Genomic DNA, 18,213 nt, shown 5'->3' with positions numbered 1-18,213 from the left:
CCAGGATCTGCAAAGGGTCCCCGCATTGTACGCCGGGCCGCCCGCCGCGTGCAAATCTGCCGCGGCCCGGGCGCCGGTCACCCCCGCTAAGCCACCCCCGCTAAGCCACCCCCGCTAAGCCACCCCCGCCGAGCCTCCCTCACTCAGCCGCGACGTGCTCGTGGTCGTGCAGATGGTCGGGGCAGTAGCAGACGCCGCCCGCGCACTTCGAGCAGTACCGGAACGCCACGCCGGGCTCCTCCTCCGAGTTCCGCCCGCACACCGCGCAGGCGTGCCGCAGCCGGCCCGCGGGTTTGGCCTTGGCCTGGTACGACTTGCGCCTCGCATCCGCCCGCAGGTCGGCGATATGCCCGGCGCCGAAGAACAGCAGGTAGTTCATCAGCGAGGACAGCACCAGCACCCGGGTCGGCCAATCGCCGGTGATGACCAGCACCGCGTACATGACCGCCTGGAACAGCGCCAGCCACTTCACCTTGATCGGGATGATGAAGAACAGCAGGAACTGGTAGTCCGGGTAGAGCCGCGCGAACGCGAAGAACACCGAGAGCTGCAGGAACAGGTTCTCCGGCATCGTCTGCGGGATGGCCACCCCGGCGATGGTCGACCCGAGCCAGCCGACCAGCAGGTACAGGTTGTAGCGGAAAGTGCCCCAGGTGTTCTCCAGCGCGGTGCCCATCATGTAGAACACCCACCAGAAGATGGCCGCCCACAGCAGCGACATCCCCGGCGGGGTGAACACGTAGGTGATCACCCGCCACCACTCGCCCTGCAGCACCAGGTCGCGGTTGAGGTCGACCCGCAGCAGCACGTCCGACTGCTGGGTGTTGGCGGCGAGGAACACCAGCACCTGGCCCAGGATCAGCGCCAGCGTGACGTGCGGCACGGCGAACCATCCGCAGCGTCGTTCCAGTCGGTCGAGTAGTCGTTGCATCCGCTGCGTGGGCGCGATCGGGGGGCGGGAGTGTATCCCGCCTAACCTAACCCAACGCCGCGTGCGGCGGGAGCCCGGGGCGCCGCACCGCTGGCGTCACGGCTGCCTCCCCACGGGGACCAACCGCCCGTATAATGCGGCGGCAATGAGCGTCATCGAAATCCGCGGACTCAAGAAGTCGTACCGTGTCTACCAGAAGCAGGAGGGCCTGCTGGCCTCGGTGCGGGGGCTGATGCGCCGAGAGTACCGCGACGTGCACGCCGTGCGCGGGATCGACCTGGACGTGCAGGCGGGCGAGTTCATTGCGTTCCTGGGGCCCAACGGCGCCGGCAAGACCACGACCCTCAAGCTGCTCTCCGGCGTGATCAACCCCAGCGAGGGCGAGGCCACCGTGATGGGCTTCGTGCCGTGGCAGCGGGCGAACGAGTACCGCCGCCGGTTCGCGCTAGTGATGGGCCAGAAGAACCAGCTGTGGTGGGACCTGCCGGCCGCCGAGTCGTTCCGGCTGCACCAGCAGATCTACCGCATCGCGCCGGCGGACTTTGACAGCACGCTCGACGAGCTGAGCGACCTGCTGGACGTGCGGCGGCTGCTGAACCAGCCCGTGCGCGAGCTGTCGCTGGGCGAGCGGATGAAGATGGAGCTCACCGCCGCCCTGCTCCACCGCCCCGAGGTGCTGTTCCTCGACGAGCCGACCATCGGGCTGGATGTGGTCGCGCAGCACAAGATCCAGGAGTTCCTGAAGCACTACCAACAGACGCGCAACGTCACGATCCTGCTGACCAGCCATTACATGAAGGACGTGGCGGCGTTGTGCCGGCGGGTGGTGATCATCGCGCAGGGCAGGATCATGTACGACGGCTCGCTGAGCGGAATCGTCGACCGGTTCAGCAGCCACAAGGTGCTGTCGCTCCAGTTCGGCGACGACCCCATGCCCAGCGACCTGGCCCGCTTCGGCGAGGTGCTGGAGGTCGCCCCGCCCAAGGCCCGCCTGAGGGTCGAGCGGGAGGTGATCGCCGACGTGCTGTCGCGCGTGCTCGCCCAGTACGCGATCGTCGACGTGAGCGTCGAGGACCCGCCGCTGGAGGAGATCATCTCGCAGATGTTCACCGAGTCCAGCGAGGACGCGGCCGAAGCGATGGCCGGCTAGCGCCTGCCGGCGCGCATCCCGAGCGTGACGCTCCTGTCAGGGGCGGCCCGGGCCTACGCCGACTCGCCGTACTCGCGCTCGTACTTGGCGAATAGGTAGCCCAGCTGTGCGGCGGACTTGGCGCCCAGCTTCCGCATCAGCTTCTGGCGGTGCAGCTCCATGGTGCGGAGCGCGATGCCCTGCTTCTTGGCGGCAGTCCGATTGGACGCCCCCTCAGCCAAGAGCCGCAAGAGCCGCATCTCATCTCTGGTGAGAGTTAGCATGTGTGCCTCCACCCAAAGTATAGAACACTTTCTGCCTGAACCCAGAAACCTGTTCCAACCGGCGCGATCGGACTCCCGTAGAGCGGGGCCCGGGAGGGTCAAAGAGGTGGCCGCGGGGGGACTCGAACCCCCACGGGGGTTACCCCCCGGCAGATTTTAAGTGCGAATTCGTTTTTCCGTTAGCTTTTTGGTAGCTTATTTCCCGAGGTTTTTTGACTTCGTTCAACCTTGCCGATTAGGCATAAACGGAATCTAGGTGACACCTCAGGTGACACCTACCACCTAGCCAGCTAGCGGGCTTGATCACCCGCGTCGGCTGCCCGGCCTGCTCCTCATCCGGCAGGTCGGGCGGCCGGGTTGGCGCTCAATGGATGAGAACATGAGCGTGCGGTACGACACCGATAGCTGTCTGGTGAATCGCCACCTTGCGTCCTGGTGGGAGTCTCACCACGACCAATTCTTTAAGCTCCTGCATGGCGTATCGTCAGCCCTGGACGCAGTTCGGTTCTTCGACGGCGAACCGCCGTACGGCGATTTCGAGCGTCTGGCGATTGCCGTTGACCTATGGCTCGATGAGGCGGAGGAACGGATCAGCGGGACCGCCCGCGTGCTCTATCAGCACGAGTTTGAGAAGCTTGGACTGGGCTTCATGGCGTATGCGGATTCGCTAGGCATCTCCACCACCGCCATCTGGGAGCTGTATGCACTGCTTACGGCCGAGGGTGCCGGCGAAGATGAAGATGGCGACCCAATCGACCTGCCGAACCTATCCCCACCGCGCAGAAAGGCCGACCGGCTTTTCGTGACGGCCCGGGGGGAGCTTACCCGCATCGAGCTTGCCCACGGAATGGAGTGGGAGCTAGAGCATCCCGAGCTAGACCCTCTCTACACGCCGCCTGATCCCATCTCCGATTCAGAAGCGACGACGACGGAGCCAGCTGGGGCGGGCGAGCAAAAACCGTCGCCGAAGTCCCCGCCCGCAAAGCGCCCCATGCAGGCTGCCGGAAAGTCGCGGGGGCGCCCCAAGTCCAAGGCCGTCGCCGCGCGACGGGACGACGTGAAGTATCAGTGGGAGAACGTAACGAAGACGCCCCGAGTAATCGCGGACAAGCTCCGATCCAAGTACCCCACCATCCAGACATATACTGTGCACGGCGACCTTAAGGCGCTGGGGCTGAAAGGCACGACCACTCGCCGCAAGAATAAATCAGCGCAAGAATAATTCGCTCTCGGATTTATTCTTGAGAAACGCCGTTTCGAGCCGCACGTCTAGGACGTAGCGGCTCTTTCTATGCGCCGTGTTTGACGGGCGATTTTTTCTCACGGAGATTTCGGGCATCGGTTAATCGTTCATTCGATTCACGTTTCGGAGTTCATCTTCATGGCTACCCAGACCGCCGAGCGCTCGTTCATCGACCCGGCCCGCCTCTACACGATCAAGGGCTTCGAAGTCGCGTCCGGCGTCAACGCCACTCGCCGCTGGCACGCCAAGCAGCAGGGCATTGAGTTGAAGACCCTGCGTGTCGGCAAGAGGGCGTTTGTCCGCGGGGCCGACGGCATCGAGTACATCGAGCGGCTGGCTGCTGCGACCGACTAGCCCCCCTACCCCGTCCGGCGCCGGCGCACAAAAAAGCCGGCCCCCCACGAAGTTTTGGCGACGGAGTGGGGAACCGGCATGACTCAAGGACGTTAACCATGATTCTACAGGATGTTGATCGGGTCGACCAACCGACCGCCCTCCACACCCCGGGCATCACGCCCCACCTGACCGGCGACAAGCTGGTCGACGCCACGGCCCTGCGGCTCTACCAGGGCACGCCGATTGGCGTCCGCTCGGCGGATCGGCAGGGCGTCTGGCGCCAGTGTGTTGATATTGCCCGCACCCTTTCACGGAAGGGGGCGAAGCAATGAATAACAGCACCGAGGACTACACAGACCCCAAGGTCCTAGACGCAGCGGTCGAAGAGCTGTCGCAGCTTGTCCGTACAGAGCATTGGTTCTGCTCGCTCCCCGAGTACTTCCGGCGGGATGACCCCCGCGGGGCTGGCTCAATTGCATGGGAGCACGCCCACGACAATCGGCCCGCTCCGCCTCTCACCGGCGATGCTCGTTATGAGTACCTTGACGCCGTTTGCCGGCTGCTGGCGACGTTCGATCCGGTAGTGGTGGAAACCTACTACGAACGGAGGGCCGCCGGATGAGCACCATCAAGACGCAGCCCGTCAAGTGGCACGGCGGCAAGAGCTACCTTGCCTCATTCCTTCACAGCCTAGCCCCGCCATCGCACCTCGAATCACCCGAGGGCTACACCCATCGGCACATCGCCTTTGCCGGTGGCTTAGGCGAGTTCTGGAACTGGGCGCCCACCGAGGGCATCGCCGAGAGCGTCAACGATCGCAACGGCGAGCTAATCAACTTCTATCGCGTCCTGCGGGACCCGTTGATGTTCGGTCGGTTCCGCCTGCTGGTCGACCTGACGCCCCTGGCTGAGGATGAGTTCCGGGCGGCCGAGAATGTCAACCATGGTTTACAAAAACCAAATGCCCGGCAGCTGGACGCAGACGACCCGGTCGAGCGTGCGGCCGCATTCTTCGTCCGTTACCGCCAGTCACGCCAGGGGCTCGGCCGGGACTACACAACGCCAACCAAGCGGCTGCGTCGCGGCATGAACGAGCAGGTATCGGCCTGGCTCTCAGCGGTCGATGGTCTCGCCGAATGCCACGAGCGGCTGCGCCCGGTCGAGGTCCGCAGCTGTGACTTCCGGCGGTACCTGACGCAGCTAGACCAACCGCGGGCGCTGTTCTACCTCGACCCGCCCTACCTGGCGTCGACACGGTCTAGCGTCGGCGAGTACGGCGCTAACGAGATGACCGACGACGACCATCGTGAGCTGTTGCAATTGCTCGCCGGGCTGTCCGGCCGGTTCATGCTGAGCGGCTATCACAGCACGCTGTACGACGACTGGGCGGCCGCTCACGGGTTCGCCTGTCACGAGCGGCAAATCGACAACAAGGCGTCTAGCGCCAAGGTGAAGGCCCAGCGGGTCGAGTGCGTGTGGACGAACTACCCGGCCACGGAGGGCAAGCATTGAGCACGCTAGCAGAACTCAACGGCCACGCTCGACCCAGTGACTACGCCTTCGCGTACCTGGCCGCCGGCCTGTCGCCGGTACCGGTCAACGTCGACGGCAGTAAGACACCCCGCGGGACCTGGAAGCGTTTCCAGACCCAGGCGGCAACGGAGGCAGAGCTGGCCACCCAATTCCTGGCGGACAATGTAGGCGTCGGCATCTGCTACGGCGCCGGTAGCGGCAACGCAGAACTAATCGACGTCGACGAGGAGGCGAGCTATCAGCCGTGGGCCGATGAGGTCGAGCGGTCCGCCCCCGGCCTGCTGGCCAAGCTGTGCATCATCAAGACGCCTCGGCCGGGCCGACACGTTGTCTACCGCTGCGAGCACGTCGAGCACAACCAAAAACTAGCAATGCGGCTCGCAACTCCCGAGGAACTGCAGGATAAGCCCGGGGAGCCGACTAAGACCAAGATAGAAACCCGCGGCCAAGGTGGCTTCGCCATCGCCCCCGGCGGTGACCCCGCGGCGCACCCGTCGGGCCGCCCCTACGTGCACGTAGCCGGCCCGCCGCTGACGGAGCTGTCGACGATCACGGTCGAGGAGAGGGGCGTCTTGTTCCGCGCGGCGCGGTTGCTCAATGAGGTTGTTGAGGTCGAGCCGGACGAGATGAAAGTGCCGGATGCGGCATACTACGGCAAGAATGCTGCACAACCCCAAGCGGCAACAACAACTTACGCCGATCCGTCCGCCCGTACCCCCGGTGACGACTTCAACGCCCGCGCCTCGTGGGAGGAGATCCTAGTACCGCACGGCTGGACGAAGTCCCACGCGATGGGCGACGTCCAGCACTGGACCCGCCCCGGCAAGGATCAGGGTACCAGTGCGACCACCGGGCTAAAGAGCAAACACGGTAACGACCTGTTGTGCGTGTTCTCGACGTCGGCCCACCCATTCCCCGGCGCCAACGGCTCGCCCTGCAGCACGCACACCAAGTTCGGCGCGTACTGCCTGCTGAATCATAACGGCGACTTCGCTGCAGCCGCACGCCAGCTGGCCAGCGAGGGCTACGGCGACGCCCCCCAGCGTCCGGGGATGCCCAACTGGATGCCAGATGATGAGCGCGACTTTGGTGACGTCCCCGGGCCGACGCCCAAGACACCCAAGCGATCCGAGCCCATACCGCCGCCCCAGCCCTATCCGGTGGGCTCCCTGCCGGCCGAGCTGTCGGAGTTCGTGGAGAGCGCCGCCAGCGCCCTCGACGTCTGCCCCTCAACGATTGCCCTGCCGGCCCTTGCGACCTGTGCTGCGGCAATCGGGAACGCCCGTCAGGTCAGGGTGACCCCGTCGTGGTCGGAGGTTTGCGCCATCTTCACGGCCAACATCGGGCGGAGCGGCTCGCGTAAGTCACCGGCCCTATCAGCGGCAGCAGGCCCGCTGAACAACCTCGACTTTGATTGCACGGACGCACACCAGGAATCGCTGGAGCAGTATGAGGAAGACAACGCCCGTTTTCAGATTCGGTTGAAAGAATGGCGGAAGAGCCCCGACGAGCCGAAGCCCGAGCCGCCAGCGGTCCCAATTGAGCACCGCCATGTAGCCAGCAACTGCACGACGGAGAAGCTGGCCGTCCTGCTGAAGGACAATCCGCGGGGGCTGCTCTGCCTCCACGATGAGCTAGCGTCGCTGCTCGGGAACATGGACCGCTATGCGGGCGGCGGCGGGAAGGTCTCCGGAGACGTGCCGTTCTACCTTTCGGCCTACAATGCTCAGCCCTACCGACACGACCGCAAGACGTCCGCCTCCGTCTTCCTGCGCCGCCCCCTGCTGTCGATCGCCGGCGGCTGCCAGCCATCCATCTTCAATCAGGCGATGAGCGAGGAGAACCGCGAGAACGGCCTGCTGGCCCGGTTCCTGCTCACCTTCCCCGACGACCGAACGCACAAGTGGGTCGACGGCGACCGAGTCAACAGCTTCACCTACTCGCAACTGGTCACCGACCTGGCCGAACTGCAGCCCGCCGGGTTCGACGGCAAGAAGATTGTGCCCGAGTCGATCGGCCTCGATGACGGCGCCCGGGGCCAGTTCAAAGAGTGGTTCGAGGAGATCCAGGAAGAGCGGCAACTCGCCCAGGACCTGGAGGCGGCCGCCCTGGCCAAGCTAGAGGGCGCTGCGGCCCGGGTGGCCATGGTCTTCCATTGCGTCCGTGCGGCCTCTGAGGAGCCAGTGGACCCGTTCACGATCGACGGCGACACGATGAGGTCGGCGCTAACGGTCATGCGGTGGCAGCGAGGCGAGACCCTGAGGGCCTACAGGGCTCTTGAGGCCAACAGCGAGGTACGCAATCGGCAGCGGCTGGCCCATTGGTTGACCGATCGGTTCGGCGGTGTTGTCACGCCACGCGACCTGCAGCGGAACAAGCCGGCTAAGTACGCGACCGCCGACGACGCGGAGCAAGCCCTCAACGAGTTGCACGCGTCCGGCTTGGGCGAGTGGAAGGCGCCTGCGAACGATGGGAAGCGAGGCCGGCCCAAGCGTGAGTTCGTGGTTAGTTGCCCAGGTTCCCCAGGACATTAATCAGCGAATCCCGAGCGACAGCGATTTTTGTCAATGTGTCTATAGGGTCATTTGTTTACTTACTTACTTGTGAAATCGACTCCTAAGGGAGTCACCCGAAAATGAACCCCTCTACCCTTCGACATTCGACACAAATAGCCGATTCCCGGCATTCAGCGAATTGTGTCAGCCAGAGCCCCCGATTCTCGCCCGCCAACCCGTTTGCGGCGCGTGTCAGAGCCCGGCTCCGCGCCCGCGGCGGCCTGCACACCCCCAGCACAACCGCCAACGACCCCGCTGTCCTGCGGTCCGAGCCTGGCGTCGCACTCGCCCGCGAGGCCCACACCCTGGACCCGAACGCCGAGCCGGCGCCGTTTTGACCAACACCACGCCCAGCGGCACGTTGCCACGGGCAACATCGGAACCCGAAAGGATTCACCAATGCCGACGATGACAACCACCCCAACCACCTTCGAAGAGTGGCGAGCCCGCTTCTCTGAAATCGAGGCCGAGCTGCGGGCAGCAGAGCAGGAAGTCCAGGCCGCCAAGTTCAAGGCCGGACGCATCAAAGACCAGCTTAGCGACTGCCAGCGGGACATGGACGCGTTCCTGACGGACCGCCGCCAAGTCAATTACCTCTAAACCCCCAACCTAAACGGAGACCAAGACCATGACCCAGATGCTTCAAACCCAGAACGTCGGACTGAAAGCCAAAGCCACCCAGAGCAGCGCCGCAGCGGACAAACTCCGGCAGGACTCGCAAGCCGCACGCCGCACCCTCATCGGGCTGTGCGTGAGGCTGGTCGAGGGCGGCCAGGTCACTGACGACGAACTCACCAAGGCCCGCGTTGCTGCGGACGCCACGGCTGCGGACGTCGCCCAAATGATCGACACGCTAGAGCAGCGCAAGGCCGCCTATGACGCCCACCACAACAACGACTTCGCCGCCAAGGAAGAGGAGCAACGCGGCAAGACGAAACCCGCCCACGAGCTGGTGCAAGCCTGCGAGAAAGCTGCCGCTGCGGCGCGTGAGAAACTGCGGGAGGCGACAGAAGCCTACCAGCGGTGTTTGTCGCTGGCCAGCAGCTACAGCCGCCAGCAGGATGTCTCCCGCCGCGAGATGGCCGCGACGCTCGGTAAGACCGGCGACGCCAGCGACTGGAGGGGGATTTACCAATGCCTTCGCCCAACCAATTCGCATCCAAGGTCGACCGCACCATCTATGGCGCCGTGGTTCTGACGATGGGGGCCAAGGCGAGCGACGGCAGGTCGACCGTCGACGCCGAGGCCCTGCAGCAACTGGTCAGGCTCGGCAATGCCGGAGGGGTCAAAGCCTTGTTTGGCCGTCCCCTGCCGTTTGTCGACAAGCTCGGGAGCTACTTAGGCCGGTGGCGAAACTTCCGCCTGGCGCCGGATTACCAGGCCGTGTGGGCTGACCTCAAGCTGTCCGACATCGCATTCGGCGGCAAGAAGGATCTCGGCGGCTACGTCCTGGCGATTGCCCAGGAAGACGCCGACGCCCTCGGGGCAGACCACGACGCTAACCAGGACGGGAGCGAAACGCTTGGCCGCATGCGATACCGCATTAAGAGCCTGCGGTCGATCTTCCTGTGCGATGACCCATTTCTGACCGTCGGCGGCCTGTTCGGCGACGTCTACCAGCCCACTACCAGGCCGATGCTGGCGGCTAACTCTACCCACGCGAAAGGAAACGCAATGTCCCCCCGAAACCTAACTAGCACCCGGCAGCCGGGCAGCGGATTGGCCCTAATGCTCAACCACTACTCCGACTCTCCGGCGGTCCGCATTCCGCTGGACGGGTTGGGCTTGAGCATCGATGAGTTCGGCGCCGTGAACAGCCCGCTGTTCAAGAGGCTAGCGCACGAGTACGCGTCCTCCGCGGAGAAGCTGCGTCAGCCCGGCACGAGCCTGTCGCAGTACATCAAGGGCGGCTGGGCGGATGAGTGCAACGAGCCCTTGCCGCCGGCCGCCAAGTTCGCGGCCGACAAGCTGCAGGGCTTCTTCGGAAGCGTGTCCGACGGCCGCACTGTGCTGGGCTGGCCCGCCTAAAGCCCTCGGGTTGGGCTGCTGCAATGCGTTGTCAGGAGCAACGCGGCCGAGTCGATCGCGATCGCGAATTAAGGAAAGGCAGCGATCGCGTGTGCAACAAAGCCAAAGCAGACGCTCGCCCAACGTTCCCCGTCGTCGTGCTTGAGTTCACGGCGGCGGGGCCTTACCTGCCCTGGGGGTGGGTAGGGTATCGGTCGGGTCCTCGCTAGCCCTGCTGAAAACGTGAGGGTGCCCACCTTCGAATGAAGAACTCATACCAAAATCTGAAAAGTTAGCCTCGGTTAAACTCTCTCTCCCCGCACGGGGCCGGGAGCGCGCCTAGGAAGCCACAGGAGGGCCGCAAATTGGCCACGACGACCAAAGACACCAAACCGAACTCGACGCAGCAGAAGGCCGCTCTGGCGTCCCTGACGCAACAGGCCGCTGCGGCGTTGATTGGCAAGCCGACCATCTACTTCCGCGACCACGCCCACGAGATCCCACGGAACCCGGACGACAGCTACAACGCCGCCGAGGTTGTGCGGTGGGCGTTGGGCCAGGCGGAGCCAGCGGAGCTGCCGGACGAGCAGCTTGAGGCATTGCTGCAGTCGCTCGATATCGTGTCGTGCAGCCAGGACGACGACGCGTTCACGTTTGCGACTCTCGACGCGATTGTCCGCCAGCACGGCGGGGCCGGCTTGGCGGCTATCGGCCAAGTGGTCTTCGACACGGTGAAGCGATGGCACCACAAGTTCCCGTGCGGCGCCCCCGATTCGTACCAGCCCGAAACCAGGGCGGAGGCTGAGGCGCGGCTGCAACCGCGCTATGACCGTCAGCTGGCCAAGGAAGTCCAGACCGAACTCGCCTACCAGGAGCGGTACTACGCCCGACGGACCGGCAAGCTAGTCGCCAAGTGCGAATGCGGCGCCTGGCGCCACGGCCGGAAGTGGCGGAGGTCGGAGATCCCGCCGGGGCACTACGTCGGCGAAGGTGTTTGCCCCGACTGCACCGCAAAAATGGCGGCGTCTTACCATGCACGCTGAACCCACCAACAACCGCCCTAGCTTCGCTTCTGTGCTGCACCGGCTCGCCCACGGCGAACGCATCGGCGGCGCTGAGCTGAGCCAGCTACACGGCTTTGTGGAAGCCAGCGAGATGCCGTTGGCTAGCTGCCTCGACTGGCCGCTGGAACTCATAGGCGACGACCTGTTGCGGCACGCGGGGCGTCTGGCCGGCGGGAACACGGCGGTCATCGCGGAGGTGCTGGCGGCTGACCTGGAGTCGTCGCCTGTTGTGTATCCGATTGACGAACGAATCAGAGCCCTTTGCTGGGAAGTCGGCGCGGACGCTGACTTGGCAGTGGGACTCCAACGACAGGGAGGTTAAGAGTGGCCAGAGTAATGTTGAAAACGGACAGCGACGTCCGGGGGATCAAGCGGTTCAATACTGAACTGGGCAAGACCGACAAGGAACTGGACGAGATCACCAAGGGCTTCAAGGGCGCCGCTGGTCAGGCGCGGAAGCTGGCCGAGCAGGCCGAGCCGATGAAGCGTGTCACCAGGCAGATGGCGACACTGGCCAAGCACGTGAAGGCCGGGCGGCTGTCGATGGAGGACGCCGAAAAGCTCGCCGGGAAGTACCAGCGCCAACTCGACCGCGTGAGCACGTCGGGCCAGAAGGCGGTCGGCCCCGGTATGGCGGGCAACATCACCTCGCTAGTCGGCGGGTACGTAAGCCTTGCCGGCGCGGTGGGCACGGTGACTAAGGCGCTCACCGAGATGGAGCAGCAGGCCCAGGAGGCGGCCGACGCCACCTTCGCTGGTCTTGGTTCGATTGGCGAATTGCAGCAGATCAGCAACGGCGACCCTAAGCAGTTCCAGAAGAACCTGGGGTTCGCCAGGTCGCTCGTTGCGCGTGGCGTGTTTAGCGAGATCGGGGCGGCCTCCGACGCGACGTTCTCGTTGGGGTCGGCGGGATTCAGCGACGCTGAAAAGGAGTTCCTGGCCAGTCTCGCGGAGAAGAAGATCGTTAAGAGCGAGGGGCTGGTCGGGTTCGGCGGCGCGCTGCGGAAGGCACAGGGCCTCTACGGCGGCAAGGTGGGCGTTGAGGGCACCACCGACCGCATCCTCGCAACGTCAGCAGCGACGCAAGCCAACGCCACACAGACGGCCCTGGCGACGTCTCAGTTCGCCGCGGCGTCCCAAGAGTTGGGATTCAGCGGCGACGCAGCGCTGGCGGGCCTGGTCTTGGTCGAGGAAAAGGCCAAGAACATCGACGAAGCCGCAACGCAGATGGCCAACTTGCTGGACGCCATCGACCAGCGGAAGCTCGGCAAAGGGACGTTCAAGGAAACGATTGCCGGCATCCAGGCGCAGGTCGACGCCGGCGCCGGCGCGTTCGACGTGCTGGGTAACAAGCGGGCGGTGAAGGGCTTCCGGGCGATCTCATCTCAGATAGGCGAGTTCGACGCCCAGGTCTCCGCGATATCGGGATCGGGCGGCGCCTCGCTGCGGGCTGACGTACTGGGCTCCGACCCCATCGCACGGGCCGCGGCGCTGCGTGAGTCTGCGACCGGCCGGGCCACCGCGGCGCGGGACTCGCTCACCTCCGAGCCTGAGTTGCTCATGGACGCCGTCATTGCTGAGAAGCGGGCTTACCGGCTCAGCCAGGGGCGTGAGGCTGCGGCAACGTTTCTCGGGTGGGGCGACCGCTGGAGCGACTGGACCGGCTCCGAGAGCATCGCCATGGCCCGCGCTATCGGGGCCGGGATGCTTACGCCAGCGACGGAGCAGGCGGCGGCGGCCTACCTACTGAACAGCGTCGAGCAAGTGCCAAATGGAACGAGCCTTGAGTATCTGCGACGAATCGCCGAGGGCGTCGAGAAGGGTGGCGGGGCGGGCCGCCAAGAGTAACCAACCACCTTCACAACGGAGTGTAAAGCAATGGCAGGATTCCTGTACTTCCTACCGGACGAACCCACAAAGCCCACGGGCGACCGACTGCGGGAGCTGGAGCTAGGCCACCTGGACGGCGCCCAGCTTGGCGTAGTCGAGTCGAAGAGCCCGGACGGCGCCACAACCGGCCTGCTCGTGGCGGACCGATCGGCGCTCGGTGAGCACACGCTACAAGTCGACGACGACGCCCAGGAGTGGGCCGAGACCCCCGCCGGCTGGTGGCTCGGATTCATCAAGGCAGAGAAGCCCACGCCCGAGCAGCTGCGCGGCGGCGATCTGCTGCCCGGCTACTGGGTGTCGCTCGCGGACGGCAACAAGTGGGCGCTGCCGATCGTCCGCGAGGTCAACGACCAGGGCGATCCGAAGTGCGGCGTGCCCGCCCGCCTGGTGCGAGATCGGGTAACGCGGGACCTAGTCCCCGGGCCGCCCGCGAAGCCCTACCAGTACCTATGGGACGCGACCGAGTGGGCCTGGCAGGCCATGGTGGCCGAGCAAGAGGTCGACGAGATCGAGGCCGAGCAGACAACCGCGATGCTGCTGGGCGCTAACTACCGGGTTGGTCCGGAAGAGCTGTTGGCGCTCGGCGCTTGGTCAACCAACGTCCGCCCCGAGGGGCTGCTGGCGCTGTCGATCGGGTACCCCGCGTGGGCCGACTGGAAGTCGCAGCAGGCCGAGGCGGTGGTTGCGGGGCCGGGTGAATGATCCGCCGCGCCGTGGCAACACTGGGCCAGCGGCGGGACCCCACACCCGAGGAGATCCGGCAGCGATGCGCCGAGATCAGGGAGGGCTGGGACGAGCGAGAGGAAGCCCGGCGGCGGGGTGTCGACTGGCGGGCGCCGGGGTGGCTGCCGGACGTGTTTCCGGGTGGCGAGATTGAGGTCGACGGCGCTAGCTCGGACTAGCGGCTCTCTTTGGCAATCTGGACTGTGCCCCGCGTGTCAGCGCGTTAACGGCCGGCGCGGGGTTGCGATAGCACTGACAGGGAATGCAGCTTGCCGCAACCTGGGGGGGCCTCCGCCTCGAAAATGTAATAATCCAGTGGCCGCCGTCTTGGTTTTGTTATACTATTCCATCCGGAGGCCCGATTTATGTAATGCTGAGGACCATTTCAGTGGGCGAATCGCTTTTTGGCTCCTATTACGTCAAGCCTTGGCCGTCAGCGATTCGCGATGCTGCTGCGTTGTTCCCACGGTACGGCGATTACCAAGAGGCTAGGCGGCACGCTCTAAAGCTCGCCTACTGGCCGGGGGAGCAGGTCGGCAGTACGAATCAAGCAATGGACCTGGACTGGGAATGGATTCAGGCGCTCCGCGGGGAAGGGATTGCAGAGCTGCGAATATCTGGCCCCATCGGTGGGCATCGCAATTTGAGAATCATCTTTTGGGTAGCTGATAAATCACTATCTGGCGATCCAATGACGCGCATATGGACGTTGGCAGTAGTAGCCAAGAAGGCACAAAACTGGACTTCGCCTGAACTGTCAGCATTCCGGGGGCGATTAACGATCCTTAAGAAACGTCACGGCTACTGAGTACGGATGGTTCCGTTATTGAGCTGCATGGATGCAGGAAAGGGGAAGGGAACTATGTCGACTACAGCTTCAAAGCTACTGGAATCCAATATTCAGGTTTTCCTCGAAGTGCAAAATGCCTTCGATGAGTGTGACCCTGAAATTCAATCAGTCATACGAGAGATGATGGAGATCCATCGCTCGCCGGATGCTTCGGAGCAAGAACGGCGCCTAGCGATGCATACGATAGTAGATGCGCTGTTCCCAAGCTCTGGCGTAGATGTCGCCGACCGCGAGCGAGTCGCGGCATCAAGCGCCAACGCGATGGCTCGTGAAGCCGAGATGGACGAACAAGAAGCGGCCTTTGCTGATAAAGTGCGTCAACTCATGCAAGAGCAGGGGAAGTCGCAAATAGAGCTGGGCGAGCAAATGGGGGTCAGTCAATCTGCGATTAGCAACATGCTGTCTCGCAAGTGCCGCCCGCAGCGGAGAACGATTGACCGGGCGGCAGAGGCGTTGGGCGTACCGCCAACGGACCTTTGGCCAAGTTACTGCAGCGACGACGACAGCGAGTAAAGCGAAGCAACCGCTCCGCCTGGCCGTTTTGTCCCGGCAATGTTGCCGGGACAGAATCCGCCGGCTTGCGCTTCTGACGCTCTTTGGCCGCCTTAGCGCAGCGCGGCTTGAACTCAGCGTGAGATACAGCCGCCCTCTACAAACTCAGGGATCGGCGTAGCACTGACGGCGGGGCCGCCCTCGGCCTCCGCCCAAGCTTTCGCCGCAAGCGCAGCCGCTGCCCGCCGCATCGCCTCGCGTTCCGAGAATCCGGCGCGTTCTAACTGGCGCACCCGTGGCCCGTCCGCCTCTAGATGGGCGTGGCGGCGAAGCCAGGCGTCGCAGAAGTCTTCCGCCCGCTTGAGGTTGTCCAACACGCTCCACTCAAGCGGCTCGCAGGCTACACCGTCAATGCTTCGGAGCACGCCGTGGGGGATGCGCACAGTATCCATGGGAGGCCCTCCGGGTTCACGTCCTACGGTCGCAGCTCGTCTGCGTAGCGTGGCACCGGATGCACCACGACCCTTGGAGAGTCAGTGAGCTGCTCCCATGCGTTTGCGGACAACGCCGCCGCAGCCCTGCGCTGCGCTTCGAACTCAGAAATCCCCTGCTGCTCGAATTGCTCGACAAGGGTCTCGTCCACCGATAGTTCGTTGTGGACGTGAATCCACTTGTCGCAGAACTGCTCTGAGCGATCCAGAGTTCTCAGATCGGCGGCGCCGGCGGACTCACAATGGACGCTGTCGATGCTATCGAGAACGCGGCGCGGTATGAGGACGCTAGCCATTTTGGGGCCTCCTTTCGAGAGAAAGTAGTTCCGATGCCCAAGCCGGTTCGCTTCCCATCCTAGGGGCGGCCGCCTGCGAATCCATCCCCCAGGTATGGGGGCGCCCCTATCTACTCATGCTTGCCAAACAGAAACCCAAGCTGAAACGCGGACTTGGCGTGAAGCTTGAGCATGACCTTCTGCCGCCGCAGCTCCAGCGTCCGCAAGGATACCCCGAGTTCTTTGGCGGCCTTCTTGTTGGACGCGCCGTCCGCCAACAGTTGCAGTAGACGGCGGAGGTGAGATTCACCGTTGCACCTGTGAATTGGGTCGAGCGCCAATCCGCCCTTACCAGAGGCCCCTTGCCACAATGGGCCAGCCACCATTCGCCGCCGACCACTCCGCCCCCAGGGATTCAACTACTGCCTGACGCCTCGCGTCATCATCGCTGAGGCCCAGCTGCTGCAGGCGATCGATATCGGCCTGTTCCACCCCGAACCCCCTGCGGCGCCTGAGTTGGTCGCAGATGAATTGCTCAGCCGCCTGCTGGTAGTCGGGGGGCAGGCGGGTCTCCCCGCAGTCGACAGCGACGATCGATCGGACCAAGGCCGTATCGATGGCAATTTTTGACATCGCTTCCAGGGGCTTGGGTGGCGGAACTCCCCGGTCGGCCCTGCCGACATAGACTGCATAGGCGGGGCGACCCGAGACGGGTATACCAACTCTTGCCCCCCATTTCGCTGTACTAAGAGTCCAACCATCGCGAGCTGCGGGTGTGAGCAAGCGGTTGCGCAGATCGCGCAGAGTACTCGCGGGCGCGGCCCGGCACCCGCCGCCATGGAGGGCGGGGCGCAGTTTGTGGTCCGGGCGCTGGAGGTTTGGCGCTAGGTGAGATGCGCAAGCGTATCACGCCGGTGCGAGCCGTCCGCGTCGTGCGTGCACTAAGCACGAGCGGCACTACTCAACTGTACGTGAGTTGTAGTGCGTATCGGACTCCAGCCACAACACGATTCCCCGGTCGGTGTGCTCCGACTTGGCTCGCAGCAGGTAGATGGGCTCGTCGGGCGGCAATTCGAGCTTCGCATCAGCATTAAACTCGTACGAAGGTGCTAGCGCAATCCCGCTCGGCCAGTCGTCCGGCCGGTAGGTGAAATACCCTTGATTCTGAGACGCAGCTCTCAAATAGGGTGTCTGGGTATCGGGATCAACGTACAGGCCGAATCGGATAATTGTGTCTTCGCCGTCAACCCAGGAATTCAGTGCGATCGTCGTCTTGGGCCTGCCGGATGGAGCTTCAGCGTTCTCCTCAGCGGTCGTTTCCGATAAGTGAAGATAGTACCGTTGGCCGGACGGGATGATGAAGCGAAACGCGCCGCGTTCTTGCGCCAGTGACACCACGTTGATCTTCGACGGGTCTTCAACAACCATGTGCCCGTAGTTTCGGCGAACAACGTCCAGTTCTCGATTCGCTTCTCGCAATCTTAGGCTTGTCGACACGTGCGACAGCAGCAATGCGATAAACGCGAATAAGACCAACACACTACGGAGGCCAAATGACTTCATTGCTCTGCCTCAGAGGGAAGACCTGAACACCCTGGAAACTACCGAGTCGCCGGCCAAAGCCAGCTCCGCCGCCGGCTCAACGCCCCAACGCACGCGAGGGCGGCTAGGGATGCGGCGGTGGGGGTGGGGGTGGGGATCGCTGTCACTCTCCAGCCGCTACCCCACGTTGAGTAATGCCATGCCCCGGAGGAGGTCCCACTCTTTATGGCAGTTCTTGTCGGGTGCGGCGCGTGACCGAGCATTGAAGCGTGTTGGAAGCGAATGTCAGGCAAGAGCGCGAGCCAGTAGTCGCCAGCTGGCAAATGCCAACGGAGGTTAGTTGGTCCCTGCCAGCTGTGGCTGCTTCCACCCTTTCGAGCAATCACGATTGTTGCGGAGTGGATCACGTTACTGTCATCGGGTAAGCCATCATCATCAACGCCGGTGATGGCGAATGTAAGCAGGCCCCTGCCCGAGTATAGGAAGGCTTCAACAGCATCGACTACGTGGGCGCGATCAGTTGAAATCGCACCGGCGAGGTGCTGGTAGTGGCTTGTTCCTCCAATTAGCGAGTTGCCGGACCAAGAGCTAGGGATGGGGGGCGTCCCAGTGTCAAGAACAGCAATATGTCCCGCGTAGCCTGTTGAGCAGAACAACAAGGCAGTGGCAACCGGACACTTCAACAAGAAAGCAACTGTCTCCCCCATCCAAATCATTACCTATCGCCCTCTCGCATTGGAAATCTGTCCGGCAGTCAGCGCCGCTGGACCTTACTAACAATCGCTCCTTGCGGCAAGGAATCGGATTGACACCCGCCCCCCAGATCGGGCAAAATCCGGGCTCTAAGAAGCGTTCCTGGTGGCGCCGC

The 18,213-nt window shown here is 63.9% G+C and carries 24 protein-coding genes; 17 read left to right on the top strand and 7 right to left on the bottom strand.

From position 1 onward, the window contains the following. Positions 1–139 precede the first annotated feature (139 nt). Entirely contained in the window at positions 140–931 is a 792-nt protein-coding gene (locus tag KOR34_RS22410; RefSeq protein WP_146568357.1) for a rhomboid family intramembrane serine protease, read from the bottom strand. A gap of 145 nt (positions 932–1,076) precedes the next feature. On the opposite strand from KOR34_RS22410, the gene KOR34_RS22405 reads away from it, so the two are divergent. Beyond that, positions 1,077–2,081 (top strand): ABC transporter ATP-binding protein, encoded by a 1,005-nt coding sequence (locus KOR34_RS22405; RefSeq protein ID WP_146568356.1) that lies wholly within the window; start codon positions 1,077–1,079, stop codon positions 2,079–2,081. Positions 2,082–2,134: 53 nt separating this feature from the next. Here KOR34_RS22405 and KOR34_RS22400 read toward each other — a convergent pair whose 3' ends face one another. Next, on the bottom strand, positions 2,135–2,344 hold the full coding sequence (locus KOR34_RS22400; RefSeq protein WP_146568355.1) for a LuxR C-terminal-related transcriptional regulator: 210 nt from the start codon (positions 2,342–2,344) through the stop codon (positions 2,135–2,137). Positions 2,345–2,711: 367 nt separating this feature from the next. Here KOR34_RS22400 and KOR34_RS22395 point away from each other — a divergent pair, with 367 nt between their 5' ends. The 16 genes from KOR34_RS22395 (at position 2,712) to KOR34_RS22320 (ending at position 15,058) form a co-directional block, all read left to right on the top strand. Continuing rightward, positions 2,712–3,566, top strand: coding sequence for a hypothetical protein (locus KOR34_RS22395; RefSeq protein ID WP_146568354.1), 855 nt, complete (start codon positions 2,712–2,714; stop codon positions 3,564–3,566). Positions 3,567–3,725: 159 nt separating this feature from the next. Then, positions 3,726–3,941 (top strand): hypothetical protein, encoded by a 216-nt coding sequence (locus tag KOR34_RS22390; protein WP_146568353.1) that lies wholly within the window; start codon positions 3,726–3,728, stop codon positions 3,939–3,941. A gap of 98 nt (positions 3,942–4,039) precedes the next feature. Next, a complete protein-coding gene (locus tag KOR34_RS22385; RefSeq protein ID WP_146568352.1) occupies positions 4,040–4,255 on the top strand; it encodes a hypothetical protein in 216 nt (71 codons plus the stop codon). Next, positions 4,252–4,545, top strand: coding sequence for a hypothetical protein (locus KOR34_RS22380; RefSeq protein ID WP_146568351.1), 294 nt, complete (start codon positions 4,252–4,254; stop codon positions 4,543–4,545). The genes KOR34_RS22385 and KOR34_RS22380 overlap by 4 nt, the downstream gene beginning before the upstream one ends. Then, on the top strand, positions 4,542–5,435 hold the full coding sequence (locus tag KOR34_RS22375; protein ID WP_146568350.1) for a DNA adenine methylase: 894 nt from the start codon (positions 4,542–4,544) through the stop codon (positions 5,433–5,435). Before KOR34_RS22380 ends, KOR34_RS22375 begins: the two co-directional genes overlap by 4 nt. Beyond that, positions 5,432–7,990 (top strand): DUF3987 domain-containing protein, encoded by a 2,559-nt coding sequence (locus tag KOR34_RS22370; protein ID WP_197531671.1) that lies wholly within the window; start codon positions 5,432–5,434, stop codon positions 7,988–7,990. The genes KOR34_RS22375 and KOR34_RS22370 overlap by 4 nt, the downstream gene beginning before the upstream one ends. Positions 7,991–8,410: 420 nt before the next feature. After that, on the top strand, positions 8,411–8,611 hold the full coding sequence (locus KOR34_RS22365) for a hypothetical protein (RefSeq protein ID WP_146568348.1): 201 nt from the start codon (positions 8,411–8,413) through the stop codon (positions 8,609–8,611). Between the two features lie 28 nt (positions 8,612–8,639). Next, the gene (locus KOR34_RS22360; protein WP_146568347.1) at positions 8,640–9,209 is read left to right on the top strand and encodes a hypothetical protein; all 570 of its coding nucleotides are present in this window, start codon (positions 8,640–8,642) and stop codon (positions 9,207–9,209) included. Continuing rightward, on the top strand, positions 9,146–10,039 hold the full coding sequence (locus tag KOR34_RS22355; RefSeq protein ID WP_146568346.1) for a hypothetical protein: 894 nt from the start codon (positions 9,146–9,148) through the stop codon (positions 10,037–10,039). The genes KOR34_RS22360 and KOR34_RS22355 overlap by 64 nt, the downstream gene beginning before the upstream one ends. A 344-nt stretch (positions 10,040–10,383) precedes the next feature. Continuing rightward, positions 10,384–11,061, top strand: a complete 678-nt coding sequence (locus KOR34_RS22350; protein ID WP_146568345.1) for a hypothetical protein — start codon at positions 10,384–10,386, stop codon at positions 11,059–11,061. Positions 11,062–11,092: 31 nt separating this feature from the next. Further along, positions 11,093–11,404 carry a hypothetical protein gene (locus tag KOR34_RS22345; protein ID WP_146568344.1) on the top strand — a complete coding sequence of 104 codons (312 nt, stop codon included), beginning with the start codon at positions 11,093–11,095 and terminating at the stop codon, positions 11,402–11,404. Between the two features lie 14 nt (positions 11,405–11,418). Further along, positions 11,419–12,930, top strand: coding sequence for a hypothetical protein (locus tag KOR34_RS22340; RefSeq protein ID WP_146568343.1), 1,512 nt, complete (start codon positions 11,419–11,421; stop codon positions 12,928–12,930). 30 nt (positions 12,931–12,960) lie between these two features. Next, positions 12,961–13,674: a hypothetical protein gene (locus KOR34_RS22335; protein WP_146568342.1), complete on the top strand. Its 714-nt coding sequence runs from the start codon at positions 12,961–12,963 to the stop codon at positions 13,672–13,674. Next, entirely contained in the window at positions 13,671–13,874 is a 204-nt protein-coding gene (locus KOR34_RS22330) for a hypothetical protein (RefSeq protein ID WP_146568341.1), read from the top strand. Before KOR34_RS22335 ends, KOR34_RS22330 begins: the two co-directional genes overlap by 4 nt. A gap of 191 nt (positions 13,875–14,065) precedes the next feature. Next, a complete protein-coding gene (locus tag KOR34_RS22325) occupies positions 14,066–14,503 on the top strand; it encodes a hypothetical protein (protein WP_146568340.1) in 438 nt (145 codons plus the stop codon). Positions 14,504–14,557: 54 nt separating this feature from the next. Beyond that, positions 14,558–15,058: a helix-turn-helix domain-containing protein gene (locus KOR34_RS22320; RefSeq protein WP_197531670.1), complete on the top strand. Its 501-nt coding sequence runs from the start codon at positions 14,558–14,560 to the stop codon at positions 15,056–15,058. Between the two features lie 113 nt (positions 15,059–15,171). Here KOR34_RS22320 and KOR34_RS22315 read toward each other — a convergent pair whose 3' ends face one another. From KOR34_RS22315 to KOR34_RS22300, 5 genes are all read right to left on the bottom strand, one after another. Next, positions 15,172–15,489 (bottom strand): hypothetical protein, encoded by a 318-nt coding sequence (locus KOR34_RS22315; RefSeq protein ID WP_146568338.1) that lies wholly within the window; start codon positions 15,487–15,489, stop codon positions 15,172–15,174. A gap of 23 nt (positions 15,490–15,512) precedes the next feature. Continuing rightward, positions 15,513–15,824 (bottom strand): hypothetical protein, encoded by a 312-nt coding sequence (locus KOR34_RS22310; protein ID WP_146568337.1) that lies wholly within the window; start codon positions 15,822–15,824, stop codon positions 15,513–15,515. Between the two features lie 110 nt (positions 15,825–15,934). After that, the gene (locus KOR34_RS27600; protein WP_146568336.1) at positions 15,935–16,189 is read right to left on the bottom strand and encodes a LuxR C-terminal-related transcriptional regulator; all 255 of its coding nucleotides are present in this window, start codon (positions 16,187–16,189) and stop codon (positions 15,935–15,937) included. Beyond that, positions 16,152–16,436: a hypothetical protein gene (locus tag KOR34_RS26915; protein ID WP_197531668.1), complete on the bottom strand. Its 285-nt coding sequence runs from the start codon at positions 16,434–16,436 to the stop codon at positions 16,152–16,154. Before KOR34_RS26915 ends, KOR34_RS27600 begins: the two co-directional genes overlap by 38 nt. A 324-nt stretch (positions 16,437–16,760) precedes the next feature. Then, positions 16,761–17,366 carry a hypothetical protein gene (locus tag KOR34_RS22300; RefSeq protein ID WP_146568335.1) on the bottom strand — a complete coding sequence of 202 codons (606 nt, stop codon included), beginning with the start codon at positions 17,364–17,366 and terminating at the stop codon, positions 16,761–16,763. Positions 17,367–18,213 lie beyond the last annotated feature (847 nt).

The organism is Posidoniimonas corsicana (assembly GCF_007859765.1).
GTDB classification, from domain to species: Bacteria; Planctomycetota; Planctomycetia; order Pirellulales; family Lacipirellulaceae; genus Posidoniimonas; species Posidoniimonas corsicana.
Note: the sequence above shows the minus strand (reverse complement) of the source record. Positions and strands in the feature narration are given on the sequence as shown.

What these genes read in the sequence shown, in the direction of transcription:
- KOR34_RS22310 (WP_146568337.1), bottom strand. Translation starts at nt 15,824, where the DNA reads ATGGCTAGCGTCCTCATACCGCGCCGCGTTCTCGATAGCATCGACAGC.
- KOR34_RS22405 (WP_146568356.1), top strand. Translation starts at nt 1,077, where the DNA reads ATGAGCGTCATCGAAATCCGCGGACTCAAGAAGTCGTACCGTGTCTAC.
- KOR34_RS27600 (WP_146568336.1), bottom strand. Translation starts at nt 16,189, where the DNA reads ATGGTGGCTGGCCCATTGTGGCAAGGGGCCTCTGGTAAGGGCGGATTG.
- KOR34_RS22360 (WP_146568347.1), top strand. Translation starts at nt 8,640, where the DNA reads ATGACCCAGATGCTTCAAACCCAGAACGTCGGACTGAAAGCCAAAGCC.
- KOR34_RS22365 (WP_146568348.1), top strand. Translation starts at nt 8,411, where the DNA reads ATGCCGACGATGACAACCACCCCAACCACCTTCGAAGAGTGGCGAGCC.
- KOR34_RS22355 (WP_146568346.1), top strand. Translation starts at nt 9,146, where the DNA reads ATGCCTTCGCCCAACCAATTCGCATCCAAGGTCGACCGCACCATCTAT.
- KOR34_RS22395 (WP_146568354.1), top strand. Translation starts at nt 2,712, where the DNA reads ATGGATGAGAACATGAGCGTGCGGTACGACACCGATAGCTGTCTGGTG.
- KOR34_RS22325 (WP_146568340.1), top strand. Translation starts at nt 14,066, where the DNA reads ATGCTGAGGACCATTTCAGTGGGCGAATCGCTTTTTGGCTCCTATTAC.
- KOR34_RS22375 (WP_146568350.1), top strand. Translation starts at nt 4,542, where the DNA reads ATGAGCACCATCAAGACGCAGCCCGTCAAGTGGCACGGCGGCAAGAGC.
- KOR34_RS22330 (WP_146568341.1), top strand. Translation starts at nt 13,671, where the DNA reads ATGATCCGCCGCGCCGTGGCAACACTGGGCCAGCGGCGGGACCCCACA.
- KOR34_RS22340 (WP_146568343.1), top strand. Translation starts at nt 11,419, where the DNA reads ATGTTGAAAACGGACAGCGACGTCCGGGGGATCAAGCGGTTCAATACT.
- KOR34_RS22400 (WP_146568355.1), bottom strand. Translation starts at nt 2,344, where the DNA reads ATGCTAACTCTCACCAGAGATGAGATGCGGCTCTTGCGGCTCTTGGCT.
- KOR34_RS22320 (WP_197531670.1), top strand. Translation starts at nt 14,558, where the DNA reads ATGTCGACTACAGCTTCAAAGCTACTGGAATCCAATATTCAGGTTTTC.
- KOR34_RS22410 (WP_146568357.1), bottom strand. Translation starts at nt 931, where the DNA reads ATGCAACGACTACTCGACCGACTGGAACGACGCTGCGGATGGTTCGCC.
- KOR34_RS22300 (WP_146568335.1), bottom strand. Translation starts at nt 17,366, where the DNA reads ATGAAGTCATTTGGCCTCCGTAGTGTGTTGGTCTTATTCGCGTTTATC.
- KOR34_RS22380 (WP_146568351.1), top strand. Translation starts at nt 4,252, where the DNA reads ATGAATAACAGCACCGAGGACTACACAGACCCCAAGGTCCTAGACGCA.
- KOR34_RS26915 (WP_197531668.1), bottom strand. Translation starts at nt 16,436, where the DNA reads ATGTCAAAAATTGCCATCGATACGGCCTTGGTCCGATCGATCGTCGCT.
- KOR34_RS22335 (WP_146568342.1), top strand. Translation starts at nt 12,961, where the DNA reads ATGGCAGGATTCCTGTACTTCCTACCGGACGAACCCACAAAGCCCACG.
- KOR34_RS22390 (WP_146568353.1), top strand. Translation starts at nt 3,726, where the DNA reads ATGGCTACCCAGACCGCCGAGCGCTCGTTCATCGACCCGGCCCGCCTC.
- KOR34_RS22315 (WP_146568338.1), bottom strand. Translation starts at nt 15,489, where the DNA reads ATGGATACTGTGCGCATCCCCCACGGCGTGCTCCGAAGCATTGACGGT.
- KOR34_RS22385 (WP_146568352.1), top strand. Translation starts at nt 4,040, where the DNA reads ATGATTCTACAGGATGTTGATCGGGTCGACCAACCGACCGCCCTCCAC.